The sequence below is a fragment of the Pseudomonas sp. Tn43 genome (genome assembly GCF_014192635.1).
Classification (GTDB): Bacteria; Pseudomonadota; Gammaproteobacteria; order Pseudomonadales; family Pseudomonadaceae; genus Aquipseudomonas.
Window position 1 is genome coordinate 328,866 of sequence record NZ_JACHYG010000001.1, and the last position, 24,671, is coordinate 353,536.

Sequence of the window (24,671 nt, forward strand, 5' to 3'; positions counted from 1 at the left end):
CTCAGGGAGGCGTTCTTGCCCATGCCCGATTTCGACTGGAACATCCCGATGCCCCTGCACTTCGGCCAAGCCGAAACTCCGCAGATGAGTCTGGCCAGAGCCTTGGCGGACGATCCCCAGCGTCCGGTTTTCGAAGCCTTTATCCAGCAGCGTTTTCGAAAGGCCCACGGCGCCGACATCCGCCAATTCATGCCGCAACTGTTCGGCATGAGCGATGCGTCAGGCTCGCTGTGTGCAGTGGCTGGCGTACGACTGGCCAATGTCGAACCCTTGTTTCTGGAGCGTTACCTGGATGAGGCAATCGATCCGCTGATCAGCGACACCGCCGGGCAACCCGTGGACCGGGCAGGTATTGTCGAGGTCGGTAACCTCGCCGCCAGCGATACCGGCAGTGCGCGCCTGAGCATCATTGCCATCACCTACCTGTTGGCCATGGGTGGGCTGGAATGGGTGGCGTTCACCGGCAACATCGGGCTGGTGAACAGTTTTCATCGCCTGGGCTTGAGGCCGGTAACGCTCTGCGCCGCCGACCCAGCGCGGCTGGGCGACGACCGTCACCTCTGGGGCAGTTATTACGAGAGCCAGCCATGGGTGCATGTCGGCAACATCCGCGCCGGTTTCATCCATTTGCGCAACATCGGTCTGTTCAATCGCCTGGGGTTGCCGACTTCCCTTGAGGAGTCCAGCCATGTCGCTTGAAATGGAGCGGTTCAAGCAGACCTTGCGCAATCATGCCGAGCGCAAGACCAACACCATCGCCTTGTGGGGCGATCAGTTGAAACTGGACTACGCCACGCTCTACGCCGAGGTCATGTACCGCCAACAGCGTCTGCGCGATGAGCACGTCAAAGTGGTCGCGCTGGCCCTGGACAACGGCATCGAGGCGATGCTCTGGGATCTGGCCGTCCTGTTCGAAGGCCTGACCTGCCTGACGTTGCCGCCCTTCTTCAGCCCGGCACAACGCAGCCATTGCCTGGAACAGAGCCAGGCAGCCCTGATGATTGCCGAACCGGACCTGAAGGCCGAACTGCAAGCAGCCGGCTACGAAAAGACCGGTGAATTCTGGCGTCGCACCTTCAACGGCCCGAACCGGATACCCGAAGGCACCGCCAAACTGACCTTCACCTCAGGCACCACCGGCACGCCCAAAGGCGTGTGTCTTAGCGCCGAGAGCCTTTTGCGAGTGGCCCGCGAACTGGATCAGGCCAGCAAACCCACCGACCCACGTCATCACTTGGCACTGCTGCCCCTGGCGATTCTGCTGGAAAACCTCGGTTGTTATGCCGCGCTGTATGCCGGCGCGACCTTGAGCGTACCGAGCCAGAAAACCCTGGGCATTCAGGGTGCCAGCGGTGTCGATGCGCCACGACTGTCGGGTTGTCTGGCCACCCGCAAACCGGAAAGTCTGATCCTGGTGCCGCAGTTGCTGCTGATGCTGGTCAGCGCCGCCGAGCAAAAAACGTTCAACCCCCAATCGTTGCGTTTTGCTGCGGTCGGCGGTGCACGGGTTAGCGAAGAATTATTGCATCGCGCCCAGCGCATCGGCATCCCGGTCTATGAAGGTTACGGGTTGTCGGAATGCTCGTCGGTGGTGTGCCTCAATCGCCCGGGCGCGCGCCGCCCTGGTAGCGTTGGCAGGCCTTTGCCCCATGTCGGGATTCGCCTGGCCGATGATGGTGAAGTACTGGTCAAGGGCTCGACCCTGCTCGGCTATCTGGGACAAGCGCCCTTCCCCGATGATTGGTGGCCGACCGGCGATCTCGGCGAGTTCGACCCGGAAGGTTTTCTCTACCTCAACGGGCGCAAGAAGCATCAGTTCGTCACCAGTTTCGGCCGCAACGTCAATCCGGAATGGGTCGAGGCTGAACTCACTCAGCGTCGCCACATCGCTCAGGCATTCGTCTACGGCGAAGCGATGCCGAACAACCACGCTCTGCTCTGGCCCCATTGGCCGGACTGCACCGATGACGAACTGGCTGCCGCCGTGGCCCAGGCCAACGAAGCCTTGCCAGATTACGCCCAGGTTCATCACTGGACCCGTCTCGATCAACCGTTTACCGCCGCCAACGGTTTGCTGACCGCCAATGGCCGACCGCGCCGCGATGCCATTGTCGAGCGTTACCGGGCGCAGCTCACTGAATTGGTTTTTTCCGAGGAATCCGCATCATGAGTTTTTTCGACACCCTGCAAGAAGCTACCCAGCAGGAACGCCACGAGTTGTTCAACCTGCCGGTCATCCGCGATGCCCTTGAGGGTAAGGTCAGCCTGGAGAGCTACCGTGCCTTCCTCGCTCAGGCCTACTACCACGTGCGCCATACCGTGCCGTTGATGATGGCGTGCGGCGCACGTCTGCCGCAGCGGCTGGAATGGCTACGCAAAGCGGTGTGTGAGTACATCGACGAGGAGTACGGCCACGAACAGTGGATACTCGACGACATCGCGGCCTGTGGCGGTGACAAAGAGGCGGTGCGTGACGGTCGTCCATCGCTGCCGATCGAGTTGATGATCAGCTTCCTCTACGACCTGATTGCCCGAGACAACCCGGTGGGCCTGTTCGGCATGGTCAATGTGCTGGAAGGCACCAGCATAGCCCTGGCCACCCATGCGGCCGGCAGCATCCGCGAACGCCTGGCGCTGCCGGAAACTGCCTTCAGCTACCTGAGTTCCCACGGTTCGCTGGACATCGAACACATGCAGACCTACCGCCAGCTGATGAACACACTCCAAGACCCGGCAGATCAAGCCGCGGTGATTCATGCCTCAAAGGTCGTTTACACGCTCTATACCGACATGTTCCGTGGCCTGCCCCGCGATGGGGAGAACCTGCATGCAGCTGCATGAAGCCCGTGTGGTTCTGACCGGAGCCAGCGGGGGTATCGGCCTGGCCATCGCCAGCGCCCTGTGTGCCAGTGGCGCACGGGTGTTGGCCGTATGCCGGCACCGGGAGGCGCTGGAACCCTTGCTCGAACGCTACCCGATGCACCTGTGTTGGGTCGGCGCTGACCTGACCGTCCCCGGCGATCGATGCAAAGTGCTGGCTGCGGGCGAAGCCATCGGTGGCATCAACCTGCTGGTCAACGCCGCCGGGGTCAACCAATTCGCCATGCTCGAACAGCTCGATGACAGCGAGATCAATGCGATGCTGGCGGTGAACATCAGTGCGCCGATCTGCCTGACCAGGCTTTTGCTGCCGCTGCTCAAGCAAGCCGAGAGCGCCATGGTGGTGAACGTCGGCTCGACCTACGGCTCCATCGGTTATCCCGGTTACGCCAGCTATTGCGCCACCAAGTTCGCCCTGCGCGGTTTCTCCGAAGCCCTGCGCCGGGAGCTGGCCGACACCCGGATCAGCGTGCTCTACGTCGCCCCCCGGGCGACCCACACCAGCATGAACAGCCCGGCGGCCCAGGCGCTGAACGATGCGCTCAACGCCAATGTCGACGATCCGCAAACTGTCGCTTCGGCGGTCATCCACGCGATTGCCGGTGACCGGCGCGATGTGTACCTGGGCTGGCCGGAGCGCTTTTTCGTTCGCCTGAACAGTCTGTTGCCACATTTGGTGGACCGTGGCCTGCGCAAGCAGTTGCCGCTGATCCGTCGCCTCAGTCAGAAACCCGATAACGAGAGTCTCAAACCATGAAAAAAATCGTCACTTGCTTGCTGCTCGGAGTGTTGAGCCAAAGCGTCTGGGCGCTGGACACCGCCGATCAGCAACGCCTCAATGGCATTCAGCAAAGCTGGGCGCACATTCAATACGAATTGCCCGCCGACCAGCGTACCGCGGCCTTCGAAAAACTCGCGACCCAGACCTCGGCCTTCACCCGGGAACGCCAGTCCCTGGCCGAAGCGTGGATCTGGTCCGGTATCGTCACCAGCAGTTGGGCCGGCGCCCAAGGTGGCATCGGAGCCCTGAGCAAGGTCAAGGCCGCCAAAGTCGATCTGGAAAAAGCCCTCGCCATTGACCCCAAGGCCCTGCAGGGCTCGGCCTTCACCAGCCTTGCGGCGTTGTATGATCGCGTCCCCGGCTGGCCCATCGGTTTTGGCGATGCCGACAAGGCCGAACAGCTGTTAAAGCAGGCTTTGCAGCTGAACCCGGCCGGCATCGACAGTCTGTACTTCTGGGGCGATCACCTTTACCGTCAAAAGCGCTATGGTGAAGCCAGGGACGCACTGCAAAAAGCCCTGCAAGCGGCACCACGCCCTGGCCGGGAAAGCGCCGATGCCGGGCGGCGCAAAGAGATCGAGGCATTACTGGTGGACGTGAACAAAAAACTCAACTGACAGGAGTCCGCGTGCGCTTATTACTGATCGAGGATGACGTGGCCCTTGGCGAGGGCATTCATCAGGCTCTGGGCCGTGAGGGTTACACCGTCGACTGGCTGCAAGACGGGCGCAGTGCCTTGCATGCGTTACTCAGCGAAACATTTGACTTGGCGGTCCTCGACCTCGGCCTGCCGCGCATGGACGGTCTGCAAGTATTGCACCGCCTGCGCGAAAGTGGCTCCAACCTTCCGGTACTGATTCTCACCGCCCGGGATGCCACCGAAGACCGCATCGCCGGGCTGGATGCCGGGGCCGACGATTACCTGATCAAGCCCTTCGACCTGGCCGAACTCAAGGCTCGCCTGCGGGCCTTGTTGCGACGCAGCGCCGGTCGCGCTCAAGTGCTGATCGAGCACGCCGGCATCAGCCTGAACCCCGGCACCCAGCAAGTCAGCTATCGAGGTGAGCCGGTGGCGCTGACGCCCAAGGAGTATCAACTGCTCCACGAATTGCTTTCGCCTCCAGGCCGGGTCATGACTCGCGATCACCTGATGCAACTGCTTTACGGCTGGAACGAAGAAGCCGAAAGCAACACCCTGGAAGTGCATATCCATCACCTGCGCAAGAAGTTCTCCACTGACCTGATCCGTACCATTCGCGGTGTCGGGTACCTGGTCGAGGAGCGTCGATGACTTCGATTCGGCGTCGCACCCTGACGCTGATCATCGGCCTGATGCTGACAGGCCTGGCGATCATCAGTGTGCTCAACCTGCACGACAGCAATCATGAAATTGCCGAAGTCTACGACGCCCAACTGGCCCAGAACGCCCGGCTTCTGCAGGGTGTGATGCGCATGCCGCTGGCCAGCCGTGAACACGCTGAACTGTATCAAGCATTCAACAAGGCCTTGAGTGAAGCGGTGCCGAGAGTCGATGGTCATCCCTACGAAAGCAAAATTGCCTTTCAGGTGTGGAATCGCAAGGGTGAAGTGCTGGTGCATACCGCCAGTGCGCCCTCCTTCACGGCACCGCCGACCAAATCGGGCTTCAGCGATGTGGTGGACCTGCACAATCGCCATTGGCGGGTGTTCATGCTCGAAGACAAACAGAATGACCTGCGCATCTGGGTCGGTGAACGGGACGACGTGCGTGCGGACCTGGTAGACCGGATCGTACGTCATACCCTGTGGCCCAATGTGCTGGGTAGCCTGATCCTGGCGGCCATGGTCTGGCTGGCCATTGGCTGGGGGCTCAAGCCCCTGGCCAATATGGCGCAAACGTTGCGGGCTCGGCACAGCGGTTCTCTGGAGCCGTTGCAACTGAACCCATTACCCAGTGAATTGGAACCGATGCAGGCAGCGCTCAACCGCATGCTCGCGCAAATTCAGGAAGTGCTTGGCCGCGAACGGCGCTTCATCGCCGACGCCGCTCACGAATTACGCACGCCGCTGGCGGTGCTGCGAGTGCATGCGCAGAACCTGCAGGAAGCCGGCACGGAACAGGAGCGTCGTGAATCCCTGGCGTTTCTGATTGCCGGTGTTGACCGCACCAGCCGCTTGGTCAATCAATTGCTGACCATGGCCCGTCTTGAACCCAAAGCCGTGGCGCCAATGGAGCAAAGCATCGACCTGAGCGAAACCGTGCGCGCCAGTCTGGCCCAACTCACGCCCTGGTTATTGAGCAGGAATCTGGAGCTGGCCTTCGATGTTGCTGACCAGCCTTTTGAAGTGCTGGCCGACGCCGCCGACATCGACATCGCTCTGAACAACCTGGTCACCAACGCCGCGAATTTTTCGCCGGAGCAGGGTGTCATCACCGTGCGATTGAGTCAGGAGAACGGGTTCTATGATTTGAGCGTCCAGGACCAGGGGCCAGGCATCGATGAAGCAGATCGCGCACGGTTATTCGAACGTTTCTACAGCCGTGGAAATACCGGGGGCGCGGGGCTGGGGCTGACCATCGTCAGCACCATTGCGGCGCGGCTGGGTGGGCGAATTACGCTGGTCAATCTACCTGAAGGCGGGTTGCGGGCGACCCTGTCGATTCCCGATGGCCAACACCACAACCCTGCGCAGCGGACCACCTGCGAGCTGCCGCCCAATGGCTGAGTGACTACAGCCGTACGCCTAAACACAATCCCTTGTAGGAGCGAGGCTTGCCCGCGAAGGCGTCAGGTCTGGCACACCACGTCATCGTTCTTCGCGGGCGGTGGACGCTCCTTGCCTTGATCCCGGGAATTGAAGTCCAGGACCGCTGCGCAGTCCAGCGCAAACTAGCTCGCCATTAATAAGCAATGATTGAAGTTATCGCGAAGCGCTCTAATGAACTGTCAGTTCTAACAGGTCACTTTCAGTTTGGCCCGGGATAAGCTGCCCCTAGAAATGACTTGAGGCGTTCATCATGTTTCGAATGGTTATCTATTGGCGCAAATGAATCTGAAATTCTCCCAGATCAAAAGATCGCGGTCTTCCGGTAGCGCCTACCCCTCTCCCTTAGGAGCCGCAGAAGGCCGCGATTTTTTGATATTGACTATCCCAGCAACAACCCCTGCTCGCGCTCACACAACTCCACCACGTAATCCCACAACACCCGTAACCTCACGGACTTGTGCAGCTCGCGCCGCGTACTGATCCAGTAACTGCGCTGGATGCTTTCATCCGGCAGCAACGGCACCAGTTGGGGATCGGCGCTGGCCATGTAGCACGGCAGCACGGCGATTCCCAGGCCCGAGCGCGCTGCCTGTTGCTGGGCGATGACGCTGGTGCTGTGAAACACCACCTGGGGGTTGCGGCAGAAGCTGTTGAGGAACATCAGTTCCTGGCTGAACAGCAAGTCGTCGACGTAGCCGATCCAGGCGTGACGGCCGAGGTCTTCGCGGCTGCGCAGGGGTGGCGAACGGTCCAGATAGGCCTGGCTGGCGTAGAGCGCCAGGCGATAGTCGGTGAGTTTGCGGGTGACCAGCATGTCCGCGGCCGGGCGTTCCAGGTGGATGCTAATCTCGGCTTCACGGTTGAGGATGCTGACGAAGCGCGGCACCGCCACCAGTTCCACTTCCAGCCCCGGATAGCGTTCGAACAGCCCGTTCATGCGGCTGGCAAGGAACATGATGCCCAGCCCTTCCGTCACGCCGACGCGGATCTTGCCTAGCGGCGCGGATGACTGGGTGATTTCTTCCTGAGCCAGCAACGCGACGTTCTCCATGGCTTCGGCGTGTTTGAGCAGCGCTTCGCCGGCCGGGGTCAATTCGTAACCTTGGGCATGCTGGATGAACAGCGCGGTGCCGAGGCTTTTTTCGATGGCCTCGATGTGCCGGGCCACGGTGGCGTGGGTGGTGTTCAAACGGCGCGCGGCGGTCAGCAAGCGGCCGCTGCGCTGCAATTCTAGAAAAAAACGCAGGTCATTCCAGTCGAACATGAACCATCCTTGACGTTAGGCCGTTAACGACGCTGTTTAAAAACGCACAGCACCTGCGCAAAAACTAACATTCTTTTAACGAAAGCTAACAACTAGGATGACCGACAACAAGAACAACAATATGAGGTCAAGGATGCAGACTTCCCTTGATGAATACGACTACATCGTGGTCGGCGCCGGGCCGGCCGGTTGTTTGCTGGCCAATCGACTGTCGGCCAACCCGCAGCATCGCGTGCTGCTGCTCGAAGCCGGCGGCCGCGACAACTACCCATGGATTCACATTCCTGTCGGTTACCTGTTCTGCATCGGCAACCCGCGCACCGACTGGTGCTTCAAGACCGAAGCGCAACCGGGCCTGCAGGGTCGCGCCCTGAGCTACCCGCGCGGCAAGGTGCTCGGCGGCTGTTCCTCAATCAACGGCATGATCTACATGCGCGGCCAGGCTGGCGATTACGACGCTTGGGCGGCCGAGGGCAATGCCGGCTGGGGCTGGCAAGACGTGCTGCCACTGTTCAAGCAAAGCGAAAACCATTTTGCCGGCGACTCGGCATTTCACGGCGCCGCTGGGCAATGGCGAGTCGAGCGTCAGCGTCTGTCGTGGCCGATCCTCGACGCGTTTCGCACGGCAGCCGAGCAAAGCGGCATCGCCAGCATCGATGACTTCAATCAGGGCGACAACGAAGGCTGCGGCTATTTCCAGGTCAATCAAAAGGCCGGAGTGCGCTGGAACGCGGCCAAGGCGTTTCTCAAACCGATCCGTCAGCGCACCAATCTGACGGTGCTGACCGACGTTGAAGCGGACCGCGTGCTACTGGAAAACGGCCGCGCCTCGGCGGTCAGTGCGCGTTGGCAAGGCCAGGTGAGAACCTTCAAGGCGCGCAAGGAAATCGTTCTGTGTGCCGGTTCCGTCGGTTCACCGGGCATTCTTCAGCGTTCTGGTATCGGCCCTCGCCCGCTGCTGCAAAAACTGGGCATCGGCGTGGTCCATGAACTGCCCGGCGTGGGCGGCAACCTGCAGGATCATCTGCAACTGCGGCTGATCTACAAACTGGAAAACGCCCGCACCCTGAACCAGATTGCGGGCACGCTGTGGGGCAAGATGGGCATGGGCCTGCGTTACCTGTATGACCGCAGCGGCCCACTGTCCATGGCCCCAAGCCAACTCGGCGCCTTCGCGCGATCGGGACCGGAGCAGACCTCGGCGAACCTCGAATACCACGTGCAACCGTTGTCCCTGGAGCGTTTCGGCGAGCCGCTGCACGCCTTCCCCGCGTTCACCGCGTCGGTCTGCGATCTGCGCCCGCAAAGTCGTGGCCGGATAGACATTCGCTCTGCCGACCCACGGGAAGCGCCGCTGATTCAGCCCAACTACCTGAGCCATCCCGAAGACTTGCGGGTAGCAGCCGATGCCATCCGCCTGACCCGCCGCATCGTTGCCGCGCCCGCCTTGCAAGCGTTCAAACCGGTCGAGTACCTGCCCGGCGACAGCTTGCAGAGCGAAGAACAATTGCACGAAGCCGCCGCCCGGATCGGCACCACGATTTTCCACCCGGTAGGCACGTGCCGGATGGGCAACGATGCCCACGCGGTGGTCGACGCCGGGTTGCGCGTCCATGGCGTCCCCGGCCTGCGCATCGCCGACGCCTCGATCATGCCGCGCATCACCTCGGGCAACACCTGCTCGCCGACACTGATGATCGCCGAGAAAGCCGCGCAATTGATGCTCAGCCCCAGCACAAGGAGCCTTGACCCGCAGAAGGAACTGCTGAGCAACCCACTGTAGGAGCGAGGCTTGCCCGCGAAGAACGATGACGTGGTGTGTCAGGTCTGACGCCTTCGCGAGCAAACTTCGCTCCTGCAAAGATCGACGTACACCCCGCTTTACGGATAAACGCGGCACCCGCCCACCAGGCTGGCGCCGACAGTGGAACAACAAAAACAATCACTGTGAGGGATACCGGTATGTCAGAACATGTTCAGCCCCTGGAAGCGGTCCGCAGCGCCGGCACCAGTCAGGAAACCCAGAAAGTCATCTTCGCCTCGTCCCTGGGGACGGTGTTCGAGTGGTACGACTTTTTCCTCTACGGCGCCCTCGCGGCGGTCATCAGCAAACAGTTCTTCGCCGGGGTCAACGACACCACGGCGTTCATCTTCGCGCTCATGGCCTTCGCCGCCGGCTTCATCGTGCGGCCCTTCGGTGCGCTGGTGTTCGGACGCTTGGGGGACATGATCGGGCGCAAATACACGTTCTTGGCGACCATCGTCCTCATGGGGCTGGCGACGTTCTGCGTCGGCTTGCTGCCGACCTACGCGAGCATCGGCATCGCCGCGCCGATCATCCTCGTGGTGCTGCGTATGCTTCAGGGTCTGGCATTGGGCGGAGAATACGGCGGCGCTGCCACTTACGTCGCTGAACACGCACCGATGGGCAAACGCGGTTTCCACACCAGCTGGATTCAATCCACCGCCACCCTCGGCTTGCTGCTGTCGCTGCTGGTGGTGCTGGGCTGCCGCTACTTCACCGGCGACCAGTTCGAAGTCTGGGGCTGGCGCATTCCGTTTCTGTTTTCGATCGTGTTGCTGGGTATCTCGACCTGGATTCGCCTGAGCCTGCATGAGTCGCCTGCGTTCGTGAAAATGAAAGAAGAAGGCAAGCTCTGCAAGTCACCGCTGCGCGATTCCTTCGGCAAATGGGACAACCTCAAAGTGGTGCTGATTGCGCTGTTCAGCATCAACGCCGGGCAAGCGGTAACCTTCTACGCCGCGCAGTTCTATGTGCTGTTCTTCCTCACCCAGTTCCTGAAAATGGACCCGGCACTGGCCAACAGTCTGCTGATCGTCAGCGTGACCATTGGCGCGCCGTTCTTCATCTTTTTCGGTTGGCTGTCGGACAAGGTCGGCCGTAAACCGGTGCTGATGATCGGCCTGTTGCTGGCCACTGCGCTGTACTTCCCGATCTTCAAGACCCTGGCCCATTACGCCAACCCGGCCATCGACCAGGCCAGCCGCCAGGCACCGATCACCGTGCTGGCGGACCCGGCCACCTGCACCTTCCAGTTCGACCCGGTGGGCAAGGCTAAATTTGATAGCCCGTGCGACAAGGTCAAAACTTTCCTGGTCAAGCAAGGCCTGCCCTACAACAGCGAAGCGGCCCCGGCCGGCAGCGCCGTGCAGGTCAGCATCGGCGAGGTGACAATCGATGGCTACGATGAAGCGGCCTTGCGCGGTGCTGTGACCCTGGCCGGGTATCCGTCACAAGCGGACACCCAACAGATCAACAAACCCATGATCGTGGCGCTGATCGTCGCCCTGATCATCATCTCCGCCATGTGCTACGGCCCGCTGGCGGCGCTGATGGTCGAACTGTTCCCGACCCGCATCCGCTACACCTCCATGTCCCTGCCCTACCATATCGGCAATGGTTGGTTTGGTGGCTTCCTGCCGACGGTGTCGTTTGCCTTGGTGGTGTACACCGGGGATATTTTCTACGGGCTGTGGTACCCGGTGGTGATTACCGGGGTGAGCCTGGTGGTGGGGATGATGTGTTTGCGTGAGACGAAGGATGTGGATCTGGACAAGAACTGACGGCATGAACCTCTAGCGATGGGAGCAGGCTTACCTGTGGCGAGGGGGCTTGCCCCCGTTGGGTCGCGAAGCGGCCCCAAAACCGTTCGACGCGGTGTGTCAGGCGCACTGCGATTGGAGGTTCTACGACTGCTTCGCAGCCGAACGGGAGCAAGCCCCCTCACCACAAATGCTTTGCGCACCTCAGGTATCAAGCACCTCAAACGTCACTTCTTCGGGATAAAACGCCACATACCCACGAATCTGCGCGACTGACACCTTCGGATGCTCATAACTCCATACCGCATTGGCCGCTTCATGCCCGGGGATTTGCAGGCTGAAATAGCTGGCATCGCCCTTGTACGGGCAGTAACTGGTGTGGTCGGTGCGGGCGAAATATTGTTCGGCGATGTCCTCCCGGGGGATGTAATACACCGGAGGATAATTGGCCTCATGCATAACCAGCGCCCGAGTGGATGACGCCACTTGAATGTCATGGAATTTCACCACCACGCAGCCGGGTTGAGGGTTGATGGTGATGGGAGTACCGGGGCTGGGGGCTTTCATGAACAGGATCCTCTGTCGCTGCTGCGTTGTATTGGCGCTCCGACAGGTATACCTCATGTTTCGGTATCGCGACGGCTTCACAGCCGAACGGAGCTTGCCTGGCTACGGTAACTGCGCACTGAATGGAAGGACGGTCGAGTCTTCGTTCTCACGCCGGGCATGAGTTATCAAGTGGCGGACAATGCCGAAGCGCATCGTTCATCCACCGCCATGGGCGCCAGGTTGTTTGTGGTGGACTGACCGCTGTCATCCACCGCAACAGCTTAAGCTGTACATCCATACAGATAAAGATTGCTCCATCGCTCATCAGCCGCCATTCTGTGCACCTCTCGAACACTGATCGATGATGGTGGTTATGCAGCTGTACCTCTGTGAAAAACCTTCCCAGGCCAAAGATATCGCGGCCGTGCTCGGCGCCAAGCGCCGGGGCGATGGTTGCTGGCTGGGAACAAACGTCACGGTCACCTGGTGCATCGGCCATCTGCTGGAAACCGCACCGCCGGATGCCTATGACGCACGTTACAAACGTTGGGTGCTGGCGGATCTGCCGATCATTCCTGAAAAATGGAAGATGACCGTCAAACCGCGCACGGCCAGCCAGTACAAGGCGGTCAAACGCTTGCTCGGCGAGGCCAGTGAACTGGTGATTGCCACCGACGCCGACCGTGAGGGCGAGATGATCGCCCGGGAGCTGGTGGAGCATTGCCGTTATCGCGGGCCGATCCGGCGATTGTGGCTGTCGGCGCTGGACGATGCATCGATTCGCAAGGCCCTGGCGGTGCTCAAGCCCGGGATCGAGACATTCAGCCTTTATCATTCGGCATTGGGACGCTCCCGGGCCGACTGGCTGATCGGGATGAACATGAGTCGGCTGTTCACGCTGCTGGGACGTCAATCCGGCTATCAGGGTGTATTGCCGGTCGGTCGGGTGCAGACGCCGACTTTGCGCCTGGTGGTGGATCGCGACCGCAGCATTGCCGATTTCGTCCCGGTGGCGTATTGGGCGATTGACGTGCAACTGCTGCACGATGGCACGGCGTTCACCGCCCAGTGGCGTGCGGCCTCCGACGCTTGCGATGATCAGGATCGCTGCCTGAATCAGGCGCTGGCGCAGAAAGCGGCTACAGCCATTGGCAGTGCGGCGAGCGCCCGGGTGATCAAACTGCGCACCGAACGCATGCGCGAAGTCGCACCTTTGCCGTTCGACCTGGGCACGTTGCAGGAAGTCTGCTCGAAGAAGCTCGGGCTCGGCGCCCAGGAAACCCTCGACATCGCCCAAGCCCTGTATGAAACCCACAAAGTCATTACCTACCCGCGCAGCGACTGCGGCTACCTGCCGCTGAGTCAGCACAGCGAAGCACCGGCAATCCTGGCCGCGCTGATGCAGGCCGATCCGGCCCTGAATGCCTTGCACGATTATCTGGAACCCCAGCGTCGCTCACGGGCCTGGAATGACGCCAAGGTCAGCGCTCACCACGGCATCATCCCCACGGCGGCGGCGAAAAACCTCGACCGACTGGTGGGCAAGCAACGGGCGGTGTACACCCTGATTCGTGCGCGTTATCTGGCGCAGTTCCTGCCCAACCATGAATACGACCGGACCCAAGCCGACTTCGACTGCGCCGGTGAAGCCTTGCGCGCGGTGGGCAAGCAGATTGTCGAGCTTGGCTGGAAACGCGCCCTGCCCGAGGCCCTCGCACCCGCCAAGGGCCGTGAAGCACCGGCACCACAAACACTGCCGGCACTGGCCGAAGGGCGTGACTGCGCGGTGGCGGATGTGAAGCTCAAGGACCTCTGGACCCAGCCGCCCAAGCCGTTCACCGAAGGCGATTTGATCAAGGCGATGAAGAACGTCGCCAAACTGGTGGAAGATCCACTGCTCAAGCAAAAGCTCAAGGACACGACCGGCATCGGCACCGAAGCCACCCGCGCCTCAATCATCCAGGGTCTGCTGGACCGTGGCTACCTGATCAAGAACGGCAAGGCTTTGGCCGCGACGCCGGCAGCGTTCAGCCTGATCGACGCCGTGCCGCGCGCCATTGCCGACCCCGGCACCACGGCAATCTGGGAACAGGCTTTGGACATGGTGCAGAGCGGTGAAATGAGCCTGGAAGAATTCGTCACCAAACAAGCGGCGTGGATGAGCAAGCAAGTGGCCCGTTGCGCCGGCCTGAACCTGACCATTAGCGGGCCGGCAAGCCCCGCCGGGCGTGGCGCCGCACCGTGGAAAAACAAACGCAAACCGGCCAAACGCAAGGCTTCGACCGGCACCAAGCGCGTAGCGAAACCGGCGGGCAAGGCTTGAGAGCACTTGCAACGAATCGAAACCTGTAGGAGCGTGGCTTGCCCGCGAAGAATTCACCGCGGTTTTTCAGGTATTACGCGTCATCGTTCTTCGCGGGCAAGCCTCGCTCCTACAGGTACTGCGGCGCATCAGGCAAGAGCCCTGCTTTCTGAAAAGGTACAACCATGACGACAGTCAGAAGCCAGCCCTTGATAGAACTGCACGCCGCTCAGCGCGACGAACTGGAAACCATCGAGAACCTGATGCAGTTCTACGTGTATGACTTCAGCGAATGGTTGCCGCTGAAACTCGGTGAGCATGGCTTCTTCAACATCCAGCCCAGACAGGACTACTGGCGCAATCCGGCAACCAGGCCGTTTCTGATCAAGGTTGACGGCGAGCTTGCCGGTTTCGTGACCGTGGATGACGAAACCCATGTCGTCGGTGCGGAGCACAACATCGGCTACTTCTTTGTCAGTCGACGCTTTCGTGGCCAAGGCGTCGCGAAGTTTGTCGCCTCTGCCCTCTTGAGCCGATTCCCCGGTCAATGGCAGATTTTCCACATCGATGCCAACCAGCCTGCGCGGCGGTTCTGGGCCAAGGTGATGCCTGATCTCACGGGCTCAGCATTCACCGTGCAGCAACTGGCAGTGGATGGCTACCCCTGCACCTTTTACCGCTTCTCTAATTCCAAAACCACTTTGTCCGACAATATGTAGTGATCAAAAATAATCACTACAAAACCGTTGACGCCTCCGATTTGCCCTTGCATGATGCAGACATCTCCCCGATCGGGAGTACAGGCAACACGTTTGAGCAAGCTCGTCTGACCGCCGAGCTGTTTTTCCCGGATACACGCTGCCCACAAGGCAGATTGAAGAAGCTGACCTGGCCTGAACGTCCAGTACAAGGACGAGAAGCGCTGGCGATCAATCCTCATGAAGCTTGTGGCCGACCCTGAAAACGTCGGCAGTGGCCTCCAGGTTTTCGCCGCTTCTCTTCGTTGTGACGCTATTGCGTAGCAGTTATTCAACACGACTACATGCAACAGACGCGAACCCCGTCGTATTGACGGCCGGCCGCTGACGTCCTGGTTTCGGTGCCAGGGATCAACTAACCGATGGGCTACTTGTATTAGCGAATCAACTTTGAAAGATCACCAAATGGTCAAGGGGCTTACAATGAATTTGAACAATCAACCTACTATCGATGAACTGGCTCGTTTGTTCGCTGCGAAAAAAGACAGCCTGGACAGCCATATTCTGTGGATCAGCAAATCGGGCCAGGTCCATATCGACTGCCTGTCGCCCTATGCCCATGAAGAAGAGTTCGACCGGAACAACCAGAACCTGCTCGCCCGACTGAAGATGTACCGTCGCGGCCAGGGTTATGTCGGCAAGAAAGCCGCGGCCGACAAAGACTTCATCGGTAATGTGCTGCAAACGCTGAAACAGGCATGGGCATCGATGCAGAACCAGAACGAAGTTCGGGTGATTGATCGGTTGTACTGATTAGGGAAGATTAACCGCCCTCCATAAAAAGGCCCCGCTCGTTTCATCGAGCGGGGCCTTTTTTATTTGCCTGCGACACGTGCGACACCACTGAGTCAAAAGAACAGAGCTATGGTTAACAAAACGCTGGACATCGGTTTATCCACTGGAGGTCTGCGATGAAAAAAGCCCTCACATTCATTCTCCTGGCGTTGGCGGGTGCCGCTCATGCGAACAGCGTTCCCGGCGTTCCTGCCTTCGATGTGGACTGCCCCGGGAACATCATGGTCCACGCCGACCAGGATGGCCCGGTCATCATCAATAGCAAAGAAGCCCAGACCAGAATGATCAATGAGCGTCTTTTCGAGGCGAAGGGCTCGGACGTAACGATCTCGATCAGCATCGCCGATGATGACTCGGTTGCCGTGACCTATATCAGCAAGAAAGGCGGCAATGGCATCTGCCAGTCGGTGGATGATTGATCTACACGCTGGCGCTGCCCGCCATCACCAGGTTCGCGAATGCCACCGACGCGGCACTGTGGTAGTTGTTCTTCCTGCGCAACAACGCCGCGTCGCGCCGGGGTGCTTCGCCCTGTAATTCAATCCGGCCGGTGCATGGTCAAGCAGTCAAAGCCGACTGAAGGCTCGGCGCCACGTTACAAAATGGGCAGGCACATGACTGCGCCCATCCTTGGCTCCGGTTCAGGCATGACACTCACAAGATCGCCATGATCATTTGTCGTCTGACGAGGATGGCCGACGCTCAGTGGTCTCTTCGGCATTCGGTGCTTCTGGAGAATGCCCCGGGGTGAACACGTGAGTGAGCAATTCGCTGGCATCGATGTCGGCGACACCAGGAACCGACCGGGCCAGAGCAACAGCCTGCTCACACTGTCTATGAGTGTTGACACGGCCGCTCAATGCAACCCTGCCCGCATGGGTTTTGACATGGACATGCAGACCAAGGGTTGAGTCGGCCAATGCCAGGGCCGACTTCACCCGGGTGGTAATCCACGCGTCGTTAACGACCGTTTCCAGACCATGAGAATAATGTTGAAAGGAATGAAGTTTCATGGCGCAACCCTCTCTGAAGTAATCAGATGCGCTGTCCGCTCCCCCGCAGGCATGGACACACATTAAGTATAGTGCGGCCGTTGTCTGCGGTCGGGGCGACGAAAGTCCTGTAGGAGCGAGGCTTGCCCGCGAAGCATGCACCGCATTTTTTTCAGCGATAACGCATCATCGCTCTTCGCGGGCAAGTCTCGCTCCTACAGGTTTGCGGGTTTGCGCGGCTTACGTCTCAGCGTTTGACCGACAGACTCGTCTGGGTCATGCGGCTTCGGATGGTGAACACGCCATCGCCCGAAAGAATCGCGCTGCGTGCAAACAGGCGGCCACTCTCCCAGTTCGAAAGCCCCAGTTCCGGCTTGTTCAGTGCGTACTGGCCATCGACCCAGCGAGTAATCCCGTTGCCAACAAAAGGCGCGTTGACCGCGTTGTAGAAACGCTCCTGCGCCGGGGCATCTTCACTGATCAGCGACACAGTGAATTGCGGGCTGTAGCGATTGAACAGGATGATGGCCTGCTCCAGGTCGTCGACGATTTTCAAGCTGACTTCCGGGGTTTCTTCCCACTCCCACTCGCGACCCAATTGGTCCTCGGGCAGCGGTTCGGCCAACGCTTCGGTCTGATAGCCGTCGGCGCGGTATACCTCGACGCTCGCGGTTTGCCAATCACTTGGCAAGTGCTGCTCGCTCCCCTCGACGATATGCAACTTGCAACCCTGGCCCCGAGCGGTGCCGGCCTGTTGCAGTGCGTCGAGAAACAGCGGCACCAGCTCAGCGGCGCGGTCGCGGTGGATCAGGCAGACGTTAAGGGTGTTGCAGACTTTGCGGTCCAGCGAGTTGCGCACCACGGCAGCAAAGCGCCGGGCATCGGCGTGTTGGTCGGCGATCAGCCACGCGCCGCCGGTGCCGTGCAAGCTGACGGCGGTGCCGGCCTGTTGCGCGATGCTGCCCAACTGGCTGACTGCCCGTCCCGAGCCACGGGCCACCGCCAATGACAGGCGGCGGTCGGCGAACATTGCCCAACCGGCGGCGTGATTGACGCTTTCCACCAGCGAAACCGCACCGGTCGGCAAGCCGGCGTCGGCCAATGCCGGATTCAATGCGTGGGTGACGATGGCCTGGGCAGTGCCCAATGCATCGCTACCAATGCGCAGCACCGCGGTGTTGCCCGTGCGCAATACACCAGCGGCATCGGCAAAGACATTCGGTCGGCCTTCGAACACGAACGCGACAATGCCCAGCGGCGAGACCACTTGCTCGACTTTCCAGCCGTCGTGCTCGACGCAGCTCACGACTTTGCCACGGGTGGCCGGGGCATCGCGCCAGGCCCGCAGGCCGGCGATCATGTCGCCGCGCATGCGTTCATCGGCCAGCAACCGCGTGGTGGAACGCCCGCGCGCCTTGGCCCGTTCGATGTCGGCCAGGTTGGCGGCCGCAATCAAGGCCCAGCATTCCGGGTTTTCGAGGCGTTGAGCAAAATGATCGAAGAACTCGCTGATGGCCTGATCCGGGACGCCGGACATTGCAGCGAATGCTGCTTCGGCACGCTCGATGGCGACCGCCGCCGCTTGCTGGTCGGCCACTGGAATCAGCAACAATTCGCCGCTGACCTGCTCCACCAGCAGATGGTCGCCGGGCTGAAAGCGCGCCGCCAGTTCGGGGCTGACGACAGTGACACGATTACCGGCAAAAGGGATTGGCGTGCCAGCGACTAGACGTTCGAGCGCAAGAGACATGAAACGGTTTCACCATGCAGGAGAGCGGCCAGAAAATGTATAGGAAAATCCGTCAAGCGTCATTCACCGGGGCTTTTTTGCCAGGCGAAATACATCTTGCTCCAGGCGATTGCTCCCCTGTTTGCGCCATCCGGCGTTCGCGTCATAGACCACCAGCAGCAAGGGCTCTTCTACGCCTGCGGCGCTGATAAAGGTCAGTCCCTCGGCATGATCGCGTCCTTTATCCTTTCCTTGCCCGTAAGGAACCTCCAGAACCGGCGGCAATTGTTCGCTGAAGACAAAACCTTCCTCTGTTGGGCTGGCACCGTCGAGCCATCGAAATACGCTGACTGGCCCGTCGAGGTTCATCGTCGGCCCGGCCAGAATCAGCATGTCGTCGCCATCGATGCACAAATCCCTGACGCCGAGCCCGCCCAACTGGAGAAAATGCTTTCGGTATTTGCGCCCCTTGGGCCCGATTTTTTTCAGCCTCAGCGTGTGGGCGGTCTTGGGATGGGCTTGGGGTTCGATCTCCAGAATAATGGTCCAGCCCCGCAGCACAGGCCCTCGCAACCCGATAAAAACCCGCTTGCCATTGACCTCGAGACCTTCGGTATCGAACCCGTTGTCCTTGCCGGGAATGTGCAGAAATGCCCCGACATGCTCGTCATCCTTGAGTTCGTCGAGCAATTCATTACCCAGTTGATCGCCGGACAATTGAGCGGCGACTCGATCATCACTGACGGTGCTCTTCACCAACGTGAACGTCCCGTTTTCTTCGACCACCGGAATCCGGGCCAGGAGAAAACGATTGCCATCGCAGCTGACCGTTGCCAGGCGCTCGGCGTTTTTCTTCGGGGACTTGGAGCTATCAGGTTTTTTCCGTTTCAGGCTGTGAGACCCCACCATCCAGAGATACCCCGTGTCGCGGTCGTAGCTCATGCCTTCCAGGTCTGCCTCAACGCATGCTTCGCCAATCGTCGGGATGACCGGCAGCGTCAACAGGGACGCCAACGGGAATTGTTTGTGCTGATCGAACAGAAACTCGCCCGCACCGACGCGCTCACGCAAGGTAAAGCGCTCCAGGCTCAAGGATTCATCATTGGCAACCCAAAGGGTGTCGCCTATCTGGACCACGGCAGACAAGCCTTTGCGCATATGAGTGTCCGGATCGTTGAAGACTAGAAGCCCGGAACCGAAATTCGCCATGAAGTCACCCGCCCCTTGAGTGAAAGAATGCCTGCTTCACGGTAGCGGTCATCGGGCGCTAGTCAAGACAGGCCATCAGAACACCGACCAGCCAATCCGCTGACTTAATAACTCCAGCGCCGCCATGCCGGCGAGGGAGTTGCCGGCAGTGTTTAATTCCGGGGACCAGACGCACACCGTGAATTGCCCCGGCACTACGGCGACAATCCCGCCACCCACGCCGCTCTTGCCCGGCAGGCCGACACGATAGGCAAAATTGCCGGCTTCGTCGTACAGCCCGCTGGTGGCCATGATCGAGTTGACTTGCTGGGTCTGGCGAGCGCTGAGAATCTGGGCGCCGCTGTGCTTGCAGAAACCGTCGTTAGCCAGAAAGCAGAACGTGCGAGCCAGATCCACGCAACTCATGCGCAACGCGCAATGGCTGAAGTAGCTGCGCAGCACGGCTTCGACGTCGTTATGAAAGTTACCGAACGATTGCATCAGATACGCCATGGCCGCGTTACGCGCGCGGTGCTGGTATTCCGATTCGGCAACCTTGCCGTCCACCATGACATTCGGGTTGCCGGACAAGCGCCGGACAAAATCGCGCATCGACAACGCCGGCGCGGCAAAACGGGACTGGTTGATGTCGCAGATCACCAGCGCACCGGCGTTGATGAAGGGATTGCGCGGGCGTCCGCGTTCGAACTCCAGTTGCACCAGCGAGTTGAACGGCTGCCCGGACGGCTCGTGGCCCAGACGTTGCCAAATCGCCTCACCGGAATGGTCGATGGCCTGCACCAGGCTGAAGACCTTGGAAATACTCTGCACCGAAAACGGCGTGTCGGCGTCGCCGGCACAAAACAACTCACCGTCATTGCCATACACGGCAATGCCCAACTGATTGGCCGGCACGGTGCCGAGGGCGGGAATGTAGTCAGCCACTTTGCCCTGACCGATCAACGGTCGGACTGCGTCAAGGATCTCGTTCAACAGCGCTTGCATGCCGGGTTCCGAAGTCTCGCCCCATGGGATTGCGGGGACACTGTCGCTAGACGCCACTGATCGGGGCTGAATCACAGTTTTGTACGGGAATGTATCTGTCCAGGCCCGGGATACATGAACTTGCACCGGGCGCGCTTTCGGACATACCGCCCACACATCGGGTTGAAAAACTCCTGCCGTCCGCCGACCGCTTGCAAAACCGGGTCGGCTCTTGCTCAGGAGAGTTGTCATGATGACCCAAATTCCCCGTTACCACGGCTGGTCGCTGTTTGGCCTGCTGTCCTTGCTGGTGTTGTTGATGACCGGTCTGATTCTGCTGCTGAATCCGGATCTGGTAGAGGCCACGCGCAGTGCCATTCGCGCCACCGCACGCACGTCGTTTGTGCTGTTTCTGGCGGCGTTCACGGCCTCCGCCGTCGCTGTGCTGGTGCCCTCGCCTTTCACTCGATCGCTGGTGCGTGAACGACGCTTCATCGGTCTGGCCTTTGCGTTTTCCCATCTGGTACATGCCCTGCTGATCTATAGCTACGGCCAACTGAACCCCGAGTTCTGGCCCGGCCGTACCACGGTCGGCAACATTCCGGGCTCGGTGGGTTATCTGTTCATTGTGCTGATGGCGCTGACCTCGTTCAAAACCACGGCGCGGCTGATCGGCCCCAAAGCCTGGAAAGCCCTGCATGTCAGCGGCATGTGGGTGATTGCAGCGGTATTCACCTATTCCAACTTCAAACGCATCCCCCTGAGCGCCTGGTATGTATTGCCGTTCGGCCTGATGTTCTCGGCCATCGTCGTTCGGCTGCTGGGCAAGATTGCGTTGAAGTACAAACGGTCAACGAGGCATGCGTTATTGACCGAATGAAACCTCAACAACACCAACATTCCCCTGTGGGAGCGGGCTTTTGTGGCGAGGGGGCTTGCCCCCGTTCGGCTGCGAAGCAGTCGTAAACCCGTTACATGCGATTTAACTTTGAAATGCCGGGGTCGCTTCGCGACCCAACGGGGGCAAGCCCCCTCGCCACAAAAGCCCGCTACCACAATGAATGTACCTGTCGATCAAATCCCGGAGCTCAAGCCCATGAATCCCCCCCTCTCATCAGCCCTCAAAAGCCTGCACCTGAACCTCGACCGTCTCGGCAGCTGGATCGCGCCCCTGACGTTGCGGGTGTTTCTGGCCTGGGAGTTTTTCGAGTCAGGCCTGGAAAAATGGAACGGCCAGAACTGGTTCGCCGACATCCAGCACCGCTTCCCGTTCCCCTTCAACCACGTTCCCGCCACGCTGAATTGGGAACTGGCAATGTGGGCCGAATTGATCTGCGCCTTTGCCCTGCTGGCGGGCCTGGGGACGCGGGTCTCGGCGATTATCCTGACCGTGGTCACGATCGTTGCGACCGCTGCCGTTCACTGGCCGGCCGATTGGTCTACATTGAGTGAACTTGTCCAGGGTTATGCCATCAGCAATAAAGGCCACGGCAATTTCAAACTGCCGCTGATCTATCTCGCAGCCCTCCTGCCGTTGTTGCTCTCGGGGGCCGGTAAGCTCAGCGTCGACGCGCTGTTGGCTCGATACTTCTGGCGGCGCAGTCACCGCTGATCCGCCAGCGTCTCGATACCTCACCCAACTTATGTAAAGGAGCCATCATGAGCGTGACCACCCAATGGATCGAAATCACCAGCAGTGAGGGCACATTCGGCGCTTACCTGGCCATTCCCCATACCCGCAAAGGCCCGGGGATTGTGCTGATTCAGGAGATCTTCGGCGTCAACGAGCACATTCGCTCGGTCGCCGAGCAATATGCCGCCGACGGCTACCTGGTCATCGCGCCGGATCTGTTCTGGCGCCACGGCCACCGAATCGAACTGGGCTACGACGAAACCGGCTGGAAACGCGCCGTCGAGCTGATGAACGCCACCGATACCCAAAAAGCGCAAGCCGACATCAAACTGGCCATCGACGCCCTGAAAGCACAGCCGGGGCTGGATGGAAAAATCGCCTCCATTGGCTTCTGTTTTGGCGGCATGCTGTCGTACAACACCGCGGCCAACGGTTTTGTCGATGTGGCGATCGCCTACTACGGCGGCGGCATTCAGAACCAGCTGGATCGAGCCGATGAAATCAAGGTGCCGGTGTTGATGCACTTCGGTGAACAGGACAGCCACATTCCCATCGACGCCGTGAAGCAAATCGCCGAGCGTTTCGAGTTCAACGACGATGTCGATATCCAGGTCTATCCGGGGGCCGAACATGGCTTCAATTGTTCGCACCGTGACAGCTATAACCAGCGGGCGGCGGTCGAGGCCCATGGCAATACGTTGCTCTTTTTGAGTCAAAACCTTTAAGGGCTCCTTTAAAGGGGGTTGGCGACATAAACGATCGGTGAGCATTCAATCCCGGAAACCTGCATGGACAACCTCTCGAAACCCAGACCGGCTTCAGTACGCATCCCCTCCACGGTCTGGGCCTTGGGTTTTGTCAGCCTGTTCATGGACCTGTCTTCAGAACTGGTGCACAGCCTGCTGCCGATATTTCTGGTCACGACCTTGGGCGCGAGCGCGTTGACTGTCGGGGTGATCGAGGGCATCGCCGAAGCGATCGCAATGCTGACCAAGATCTTCTCCGGCGCCATCAGCGACTTTATCGGCCGGCGTAAAGGCTTGCTGTTGATGGGCTATGGACTGGCGGCGTTGTCGAAACCGCTTTTCCCCCTCGCGCAATCGGTGGAGGTGGTGTTCACCGCGCGTTTTCTGGATCGCATCGGCAAAGGCATTCGTGGCGCGCCGCGAGATGCCCTGGTCGCCGATATCGCACCCGCCGAAATCCGTGGTGCCTGCTTTGGTTTGCGCCAATCGATGGACACCGTGGGCGCCATTCTGGGTCCGGTTCTGGCCATTATCCTGATGCTCTGGCTCGGGCAGATCCATCTGGTGTTGTGGTTCGCGGTGATTCCGGCGGTGATATCGGTGGCGCTGATTATCGGCGGGGTCAAAGAGCCGACCACTGTCGCTGGCGAAGGCGCCTTCCGCTCGCCTATCCACTGGAAAGTCCTGCGGGATTTCTCGCGCGATTATTGGTGGGTGGTGATCATCGGCGGGCTTTTCACACTGGCCCGTTTCAGTGAAGCCTTTTTGGTATTGAAAGCACAGCAAACAGGGCTGACGGCCACTTGGGTGCCGATGGTGATGGTGGTCATGTCGCTGCTTTATGCCGTATCCGCCTACCCTGCCGGCTGGTTGTCCGACCGGATCAGCCGCACCAAAGTGCTATGCATCGGCATCGTCCTGCTGATCCTGGCGGACCTGTTATTGGCGCAAGCAGATTCAATCATGAGCATGCTGGCGGGCGTGGCCCTGTGGGGCCTGCACATGGGCTTCAGCCAAGGCATTCTGGCGACGCTGATCGCCGACACCGCACCGGAACACCTCAGGGGTACGGCGTTCGGCCTGTTCAACCTGATCAGCGGCGTGTGCCTGTTGATCGCCAGTGTGCTTGCCGGTGCGCTGTGGGAAATCTCGGGCTCGGCCAGCACGTTCATCGTCGGGGCGGGCCTGGCGGCTGCGGCGCTGTTGTTGCTTCTGTTGCGCAAGCCTTAGTCCATCGCAGCCGCTAACCTGAGCCCGGAAAGCGCCAGGATCGAGCCAGTAATTTGAGTGCCAAAAACATCTTAATGGAGCAAACGATGCAGATGATGAAGGTAGGGCCAAGCGGTTTGCATCAGCTCCGTGAGTCTTTGAGCGAAGCAGGATTGCCCTGCGATGATGTCGGAGAACCGGGGCTGCAGTTTTTCCGCTTCGAGGTGGATGGAAGCCGGGTTGCTTATGGAGGGCTGGAAGGTTCTGGCGCGGATCTGTTGCTTCGTTCACTGATCGTTTGTGAGACTCGTCGTGGCGAGGGGCTGGGTAAAGCCGTGTTGTCTGAACTGGAACACTGTGCAATCGCCCAAGGCGCAGTCCGGCTTCACTTGCTGACCCAAAGCGCGGCTGGTTTTTTCGCAGCCAATGGCTATGAATTGCTCGATAGGGGTGAAGCGCCTGTGGTCATCAGCCAGACAGCCCAGTTCAAGCACCTGTGTCCTGCATCGGCGCGCTATCTACGAAAAACTTTATAGGCTTTTCTTGATA

24 protein-coding genes and 1 pseudogene are annotated in these 24,671 nt (G+C 60.0%); 18 read left to right on the forward strand and 7 right to left on the reverse strand.

Annotation, left to right across the window (positions count from 1 at the left end):
• Window positions 1-21: 21 nt before the first annotated feature.
• Genes FHW68_RS01405 through FHW68_RS01435 form a run of 7 tightly spaced genes read left to right on the forward strand, consistent with a single transcriptional unit; the run spans window position 22 to window position 6,367 of the window.
• Window positions 22-699 carry a thermostable hemolysin gene (locus FHW68_RS01405; RefSeq protein WP_183678277.1) on the forward strand — a complete coding sequence of 226 codons (678 nt, stop codon included), beginning with the start codon at window positions 22-24 and terminating at the stop codon, window positions 697-699.
• On the forward strand, window positions 689-2,170 hold the full coding sequence (locus FHW68_RS01410; protein WP_183678280.1) for an AMP-binding protein: 1,482 nt from the start codon (window positions 689-691) through the stop codon (window positions 2,168-2,170). Before FHW68_RS01405 ends, FHW68_RS01410 begins: the two co-directional genes overlap by 11 nt.
• Window positions 2,167-2,841: a TenA family transcriptional regulator gene (locus FHW68_RS01415; protein WP_183678282.1), complete on the forward strand. Its 675-nt coding sequence runs from the start codon at window positions 2,167-2,169 to the stop codon at window positions 2,839-2,841. The genes FHW68_RS01410 and FHW68_RS01415 overlap by 4 nt, the downstream gene beginning before the upstream one ends.
• Window positions 2,828-3,637 carry an SDR family oxidoreductase gene (locus FHW68_RS01420; protein ID WP_095632045.1) on the forward strand — a complete coding sequence of 270 codons (810 nt, stop codon included), beginning with the start codon at window positions 2,828-2,830 and terminating at the stop codon, window positions 3,635-3,637. The genes FHW68_RS01415 and FHW68_RS01420 overlap by 14 nt, the downstream gene beginning before the upstream one ends.
• Window positions 3,634-4,278, forward strand: a complete 645-nt coding sequence (locus FHW68_RS01425; RefSeq protein ID WP_183678284.1) for a tetratricopeptide repeat protein — start codon at window positions 3,634-3,636, stop codon at window positions 4,276-4,278. The genes FHW68_RS01420 and FHW68_RS01425 overlap by 4 nt, the downstream gene beginning before the upstream one ends.
• 11 nt (window positions 4,279-4,289) lie before the next feature.
• Window positions 4,290-4,952, forward strand: coding sequence for a response regulator (locus tag FHW68_RS01430; protein WP_095632043.1), 663 nt, complete (start codon window positions 4,290-4,292; stop codon window positions 4,950-4,952).
• Window positions 4,949-6,367 carry an ATP-binding protein gene (locus FHW68_RS01435; RefSeq protein WP_183678286.1) on the forward strand — a complete coding sequence of 473 codons (1,419 nt, stop codon included), beginning with the start codon at window positions 4,949-4,951 and terminating at the stop codon, window positions 6,365-6,367. The genes FHW68_RS01430 and FHW68_RS01435 overlap by 4 nt, the downstream gene beginning before the upstream one ends.
• 421 nt (window positions 6,368-6,788) lie before the next feature.
• Here FHW68_RS01435 and FHW68_RS01440 read toward each other — a convergent pair whose 3' ends face one another.
• Window positions 6,789-7,673 carry a LysR family transcriptional regulator gene (locus FHW68_RS01440; protein ID WP_095632039.1) on the reverse strand — a complete coding sequence of 295 codons (885 nt, stop codon included), beginning with the start codon at window positions 7,671-7,673 and terminating at the stop codon, window positions 6,789-6,791.
• Window positions 7,674-7,806: 133 nt separating this feature from the next.
• Between FHW68_RS01440 and FHW68_RS01445 the strand changes: the two genes are divergently transcribed.
• Window positions 7,807-9,456, forward strand: a complete 1,650-nt coding sequence (locus FHW68_RS01445) for a GMC family oxidoreductase (RefSeq protein WP_183678288.1) — start codon at window positions 7,807-7,809, stop codon at window positions 9,454-9,456.
• Between the two features lie 179 nt (window positions 9,457-9,635).
• Window positions 9,636-11,258, forward strand: a complete 1,623-nt coding sequence (locus FHW68_RS01450; RefSeq protein WP_183678290.1) for an MFS transporter — start codon at window positions 9,636-9,638, stop codon at window positions 11,256-11,258.
• Window positions 11,259-11,441: 183 nt separating this feature from the next.
• Here FHW68_RS01450 and FHW68_RS01455 read toward each other — a convergent pair whose 3' ends face one another.
• The gene (locus FHW68_RS01455; RefSeq protein ID WP_095632036.1) at window positions 11,442-11,804 is read right to left on the reverse strand and encodes a DUF427 domain-containing protein; all 363 of its coding nucleotides are present in this window, start codon (window positions 11,802-11,804) and stop codon (window positions 11,442-11,444) included.
• A gap of 355 nt (window positions 11,805-12,159) precedes the next feature.
• Here FHW68_RS01455 and FHW68_RS01460 point away from each other — a divergent pair, with 355 nt between their 5' ends.
• From FHW68_RS01460 to FHW68_RS01475, 4 genes are all read left to right on the forward strand, one after another.
• Window positions 12,160-14,109, forward strand: a complete 1,950-nt coding sequence (locus FHW68_RS01460) for a DNA topoisomerase III (RefSeq protein WP_183678292.1) — start codon at window positions 12,160-12,162, stop codon at window positions 14,107-14,109.
• 164 nt (window positions 14,110-14,273) lie between these two features.
• On the forward strand, window positions 14,274-14,807 hold the full coding sequence (locus tag FHW68_RS01465) for a GNAT family N-acetyltransferase (protein WP_095632035.1): 534 nt from the start codon (window positions 14,274-14,276) through the stop codon (window positions 14,805-14,807).
• Window positions 14,808-15,269: 462 nt separating this feature from the next.
• Window positions 15,270-15,599: a hypothetical protein gene (locus tag FHW68_RS01470; RefSeq protein WP_095632034.1), complete on the forward strand. Its 330-nt coding sequence runs from the start codon at window positions 15,270-15,272 to the stop codon at window positions 15,597-15,599.
• A gap of 158 nt (window positions 15,600-15,757) precedes the next feature.
• The gene (locus FHW68_RS01475) at window positions 15,758-16,060 is read left to right on the forward strand and encodes a hypothetical protein (RefSeq protein ID WP_183678294.1); all 303 of its coding nucleotides are present in this window, start codon (window positions 15,758-15,760) and stop codon (window positions 16,058-16,060) included.
• Between the two features lies 1 nt (window position 16,061).
• On the opposite strand, the pseudogene FHW68_RS27110 reads toward FHW68_RS01475, so the two are convergent.
• The 5 genes and pseudogenes from FHW68_RS27110 to glsB all read right to left on the reverse strand — a co-directional run.
• Window positions 16,062-16,187: pseudogene (locus tag FHW68_RS27110) on the reverse strand (transcriptional regulator CynR); the annotation flags it as partial.
• Window positions 16,188-16,312: 125 nt separating this feature from the next.
• Complete coding sequence (locus FHW68_RS01480) at window positions 16,313-16,654, reverse strand: BON domain-containing protein (RefSeq protein WP_183678296.1); 342 nt, start codon at window positions 16,652-16,654, stop codon at window positions 16,313-16,315.
• 226 nt (window positions 16,655-16,880) lie between these two features.
• Window positions 16,881-18,383 carry an aldehyde dehydrogenase family protein gene (locus FHW68_RS01485; RefSeq protein ID WP_183678298.1) on the reverse strand — a complete coding sequence of 501 codons (1,503 nt, stop codon included), beginning with the start codon at window positions 18,381-18,383 and terminating at the stop codon, window positions 16,881-16,883.
• 63 nt (window positions 18,384-18,446) lie between these two features.
• Window positions 18,447-19,571 (reverse strand): DUF3616 domain-containing protein, encoded by a 1,125-nt coding sequence (locus tag FHW68_RS01490; protein WP_183678300.1) that lies wholly within the window; start codon window positions 19,569-19,571, stop codon window positions 18,447-18,449.
• 75 nt (window positions 19,572-19,646) lie between these two features.
• Window positions 19,647-20,555, reverse strand: a complete 909-nt coding sequence (gene glsB / locus FHW68_RS01495) for a glutaminase B (RefSeq protein WP_095635104.1) — start codon at window positions 20,553-20,555, stop codon at window positions 19,647-19,649.
• 229 nt (window positions 20,556-20,784) lie between these two features.
• On the opposite strand from glsB, the gene FHW68_RS01500 reads away from it, so the two are divergent.
• The 5 genes from FHW68_RS01500 to arsN2 all read left to right on the forward strand — a co-directional run bounded on the left by FHW68_RS01500 (window position 20,785) and on the right by arsN2 (window position 24,658).
• Window positions 20,785-21,414 (forward strand): ferric reductase-like transmembrane domain-containing protein, encoded by a 630-nt coding sequence (locus FHW68_RS01500; RefSeq protein ID WP_095635105.1) that lies wholly within the window; start codon window positions 20,785-20,787, stop codon window positions 21,412-21,414.
• Window positions 21,415-21,630: 216 nt separating this feature from the next.
• Window positions 21,631-22,146 carry a DoxX family protein gene (locus FHW68_RS01505; protein ID WP_183678302.1) on the forward strand — a complete coding sequence of 172 codons (516 nt, stop codon included), beginning with the start codon at window positions 21,631-21,633 and terminating at the stop codon, window positions 22,144-22,146.
• A 47-nt stretch (window positions 22,147-22,193) separates the two neighbouring features.
• On the forward strand, window positions 22,194-22,892 hold the full coding sequence (locus tag FHW68_RS01510) for a dienelactone hydrolase family protein (RefSeq protein WP_095635107.1): 699 nt from the start codon (window positions 22,194-22,196) through the stop codon (window positions 22,890-22,892).
• Between the two features lie 63 nt (window positions 22,893-22,955).
• On the forward strand, window positions 22,956-24,143 hold the full coding sequence (locus FHW68_RS01515) for an MFS transporter (protein ID WP_095635108.1): 1,188 nt from the start codon (window positions 22,956-22,958) through the stop codon (window positions 24,141-24,143).
• Window positions 24,144-24,196: 53 nt separating this feature from the next.
• The gene (gene arsN2, locus FHW68_RS01520; protein WP_260296328.1) at window positions 24,197-24,658 is read left to right on the forward strand and encodes an arsenic resistance N-acetyltransferase ArsN2; all 462 of its coding nucleotides are present in this window, start codon (window positions 24,197-24,199) and stop codon (window positions 24,656-24,658) included.
• Window positions 24,659-24,671 lie beyond the last annotated feature (13 nt).

Bases quoted from the DNA above. Each gene is read 5' to 3' on its own strand.
- FHW68_RS01450 (WP_183678290.1), top strand. From the start codon at position 9,636: ATGTCAGAACATGTTCAGCCCCTGGAAGCGGTCCGCAGCGCCGGCACC.
- FHW68_RS01405 (WP_183678277.1), top strand. From the start codon at position 22: ATGCCCGATTTCGACTGGAACATCCCGATGCCCCTGCACTTCGGCCAA.
- FHW68_RS01420 (WP_095632045.1), top strand. From the start codon at position 2,828: ATGCAGCTGCATGAAGCCCGTGTGGTTCTGACCGGAGCCAGCGGGGGT.
- FHW68_RS01425 (WP_183678284.1), top strand. From the start codon at position 3,634: ATGAAAAAAATCGTCACTTGCTTGCTGCTCGGAGTGTTGAGCCAAAGC.
- FHW68_RS01440 (WP_095632039.1), bottom strand. From the start codon at position 7,673: ATGTTCGACTGGAATGACCTGCGTTTTTTTCTAGAATTGCAGCGCAGC.
- FHW68_RS01455 (WP_095632036.1), bottom strand. From the start codon at position 11,804: ATGAAAGCCCCCAGCCCCGGTACTCCCATCACCATCAACCCTCAACCC.
- FHW68_RS01465 (WP_095632035.1), top strand. From the start codon at position 14,274: ATGACGACAGTCAGAAGCCAGCCCTTGATAGAACTGCACGCCGCTCAG.
- FHW68_RS01505 (WP_183678302.1), top strand. From the start codon at position 21,631: ATGAATCCCCCCCTCTCATCAGCCCTCAAAAGCCTGCACCTGAACCTC.
- FHW68_RS01500 (WP_095635105.1), top strand. From the start codon at position 20,785: ATGATGACCCAAATTCCCCGTTACCACGGCTGGTCGCTGTTTGGCCTG.
- FHW68_RS01470 (WP_095632034.1), top strand. From the start codon at position 15,270: ATGAATTTGAACAATCAACCTACTATCGATGAACTGGCTCGTTTGTTC.
- FHW68_RS01415 (WP_183678282.1), top strand. From the start codon at position 2,167: ATGAGTTTTTTCGACACCCTGCAAGAAGCTACCCAGCAGGAACGCCAC.
- FHW68_RS01515 (WP_095635108.1), top strand. From the start codon at position 22,956: ATGGACAACCTCTCGAAACCCAGACCGGCTTCAGTACGCATCCCCTCC.
- FHW68_RS01435 (WP_183678286.1), top strand. From the start codon at position 4,949: ATGACTTCGATTCGGCGTCGCACCCTGACGCTGATCATCGGCCTGATG.
- FHW68_RS01490 (WP_183678300.1), bottom strand. From the start codon at position 19,571: ATGGCGAATTTCGGTTCCGGGCTTCTAGTCTTCAACGATCCGGACACT.
- FHW68_RS01410 (WP_183678280.1), top strand. From the start codon at position 689: ATGTCGCTTGAAATGGAGCGGTTCAAGCAGACCTTGCGCAATCATGCC.
- FHW68_RS01460 (WP_183678292.1), top strand. From the start codon at position 12,160: ATGCAGCTGTACCTCTGTGAAAAACCTTCCCAGGCCAAAGATATCGCG.
- FHW68_RS01475 (WP_183678294.1), top strand. From the start codon at position 15,758: ATGAAAAAAGCCCTCACATTCATTCTCCTGGCGTTGGCGGGTGCCGCT.
- FHW68_RS01510 (WP_095635107.1), top strand. From the start codon at position 22,194: ATGAGCGTGACCACCCAATGGATCGAAATCACCAGCAGTGAGGGCACA.
- FHW68_RS01485 (WP_183678298.1), bottom strand. From the start codon at position 18,383: ATGTCTCTTGCGCTCGAACGTCTAGTCGCTGGCACGCCAATCCCTTTT.
- FHW68_RS01445 (WP_183678288.1), top strand. From the start codon at position 7,807: ATGCAGACTTCCCTTGATGAATACGACTACATCGTGGTCGGCGCCGGG.
- glsB (WP_095635104.1), bottom strand. From the start codon at position 20,555: ATGCAAGCGCTGTTGAACGAGATCCTTGACGCAGTCCGACCGTTGATC.
- FHW68_RS01480 (WP_183678296.1), bottom strand. From the start codon at position 16,654: ATGAAACTTCATTCCTTTCAACATTATTCTCATGGTCTGGAAACGGTC.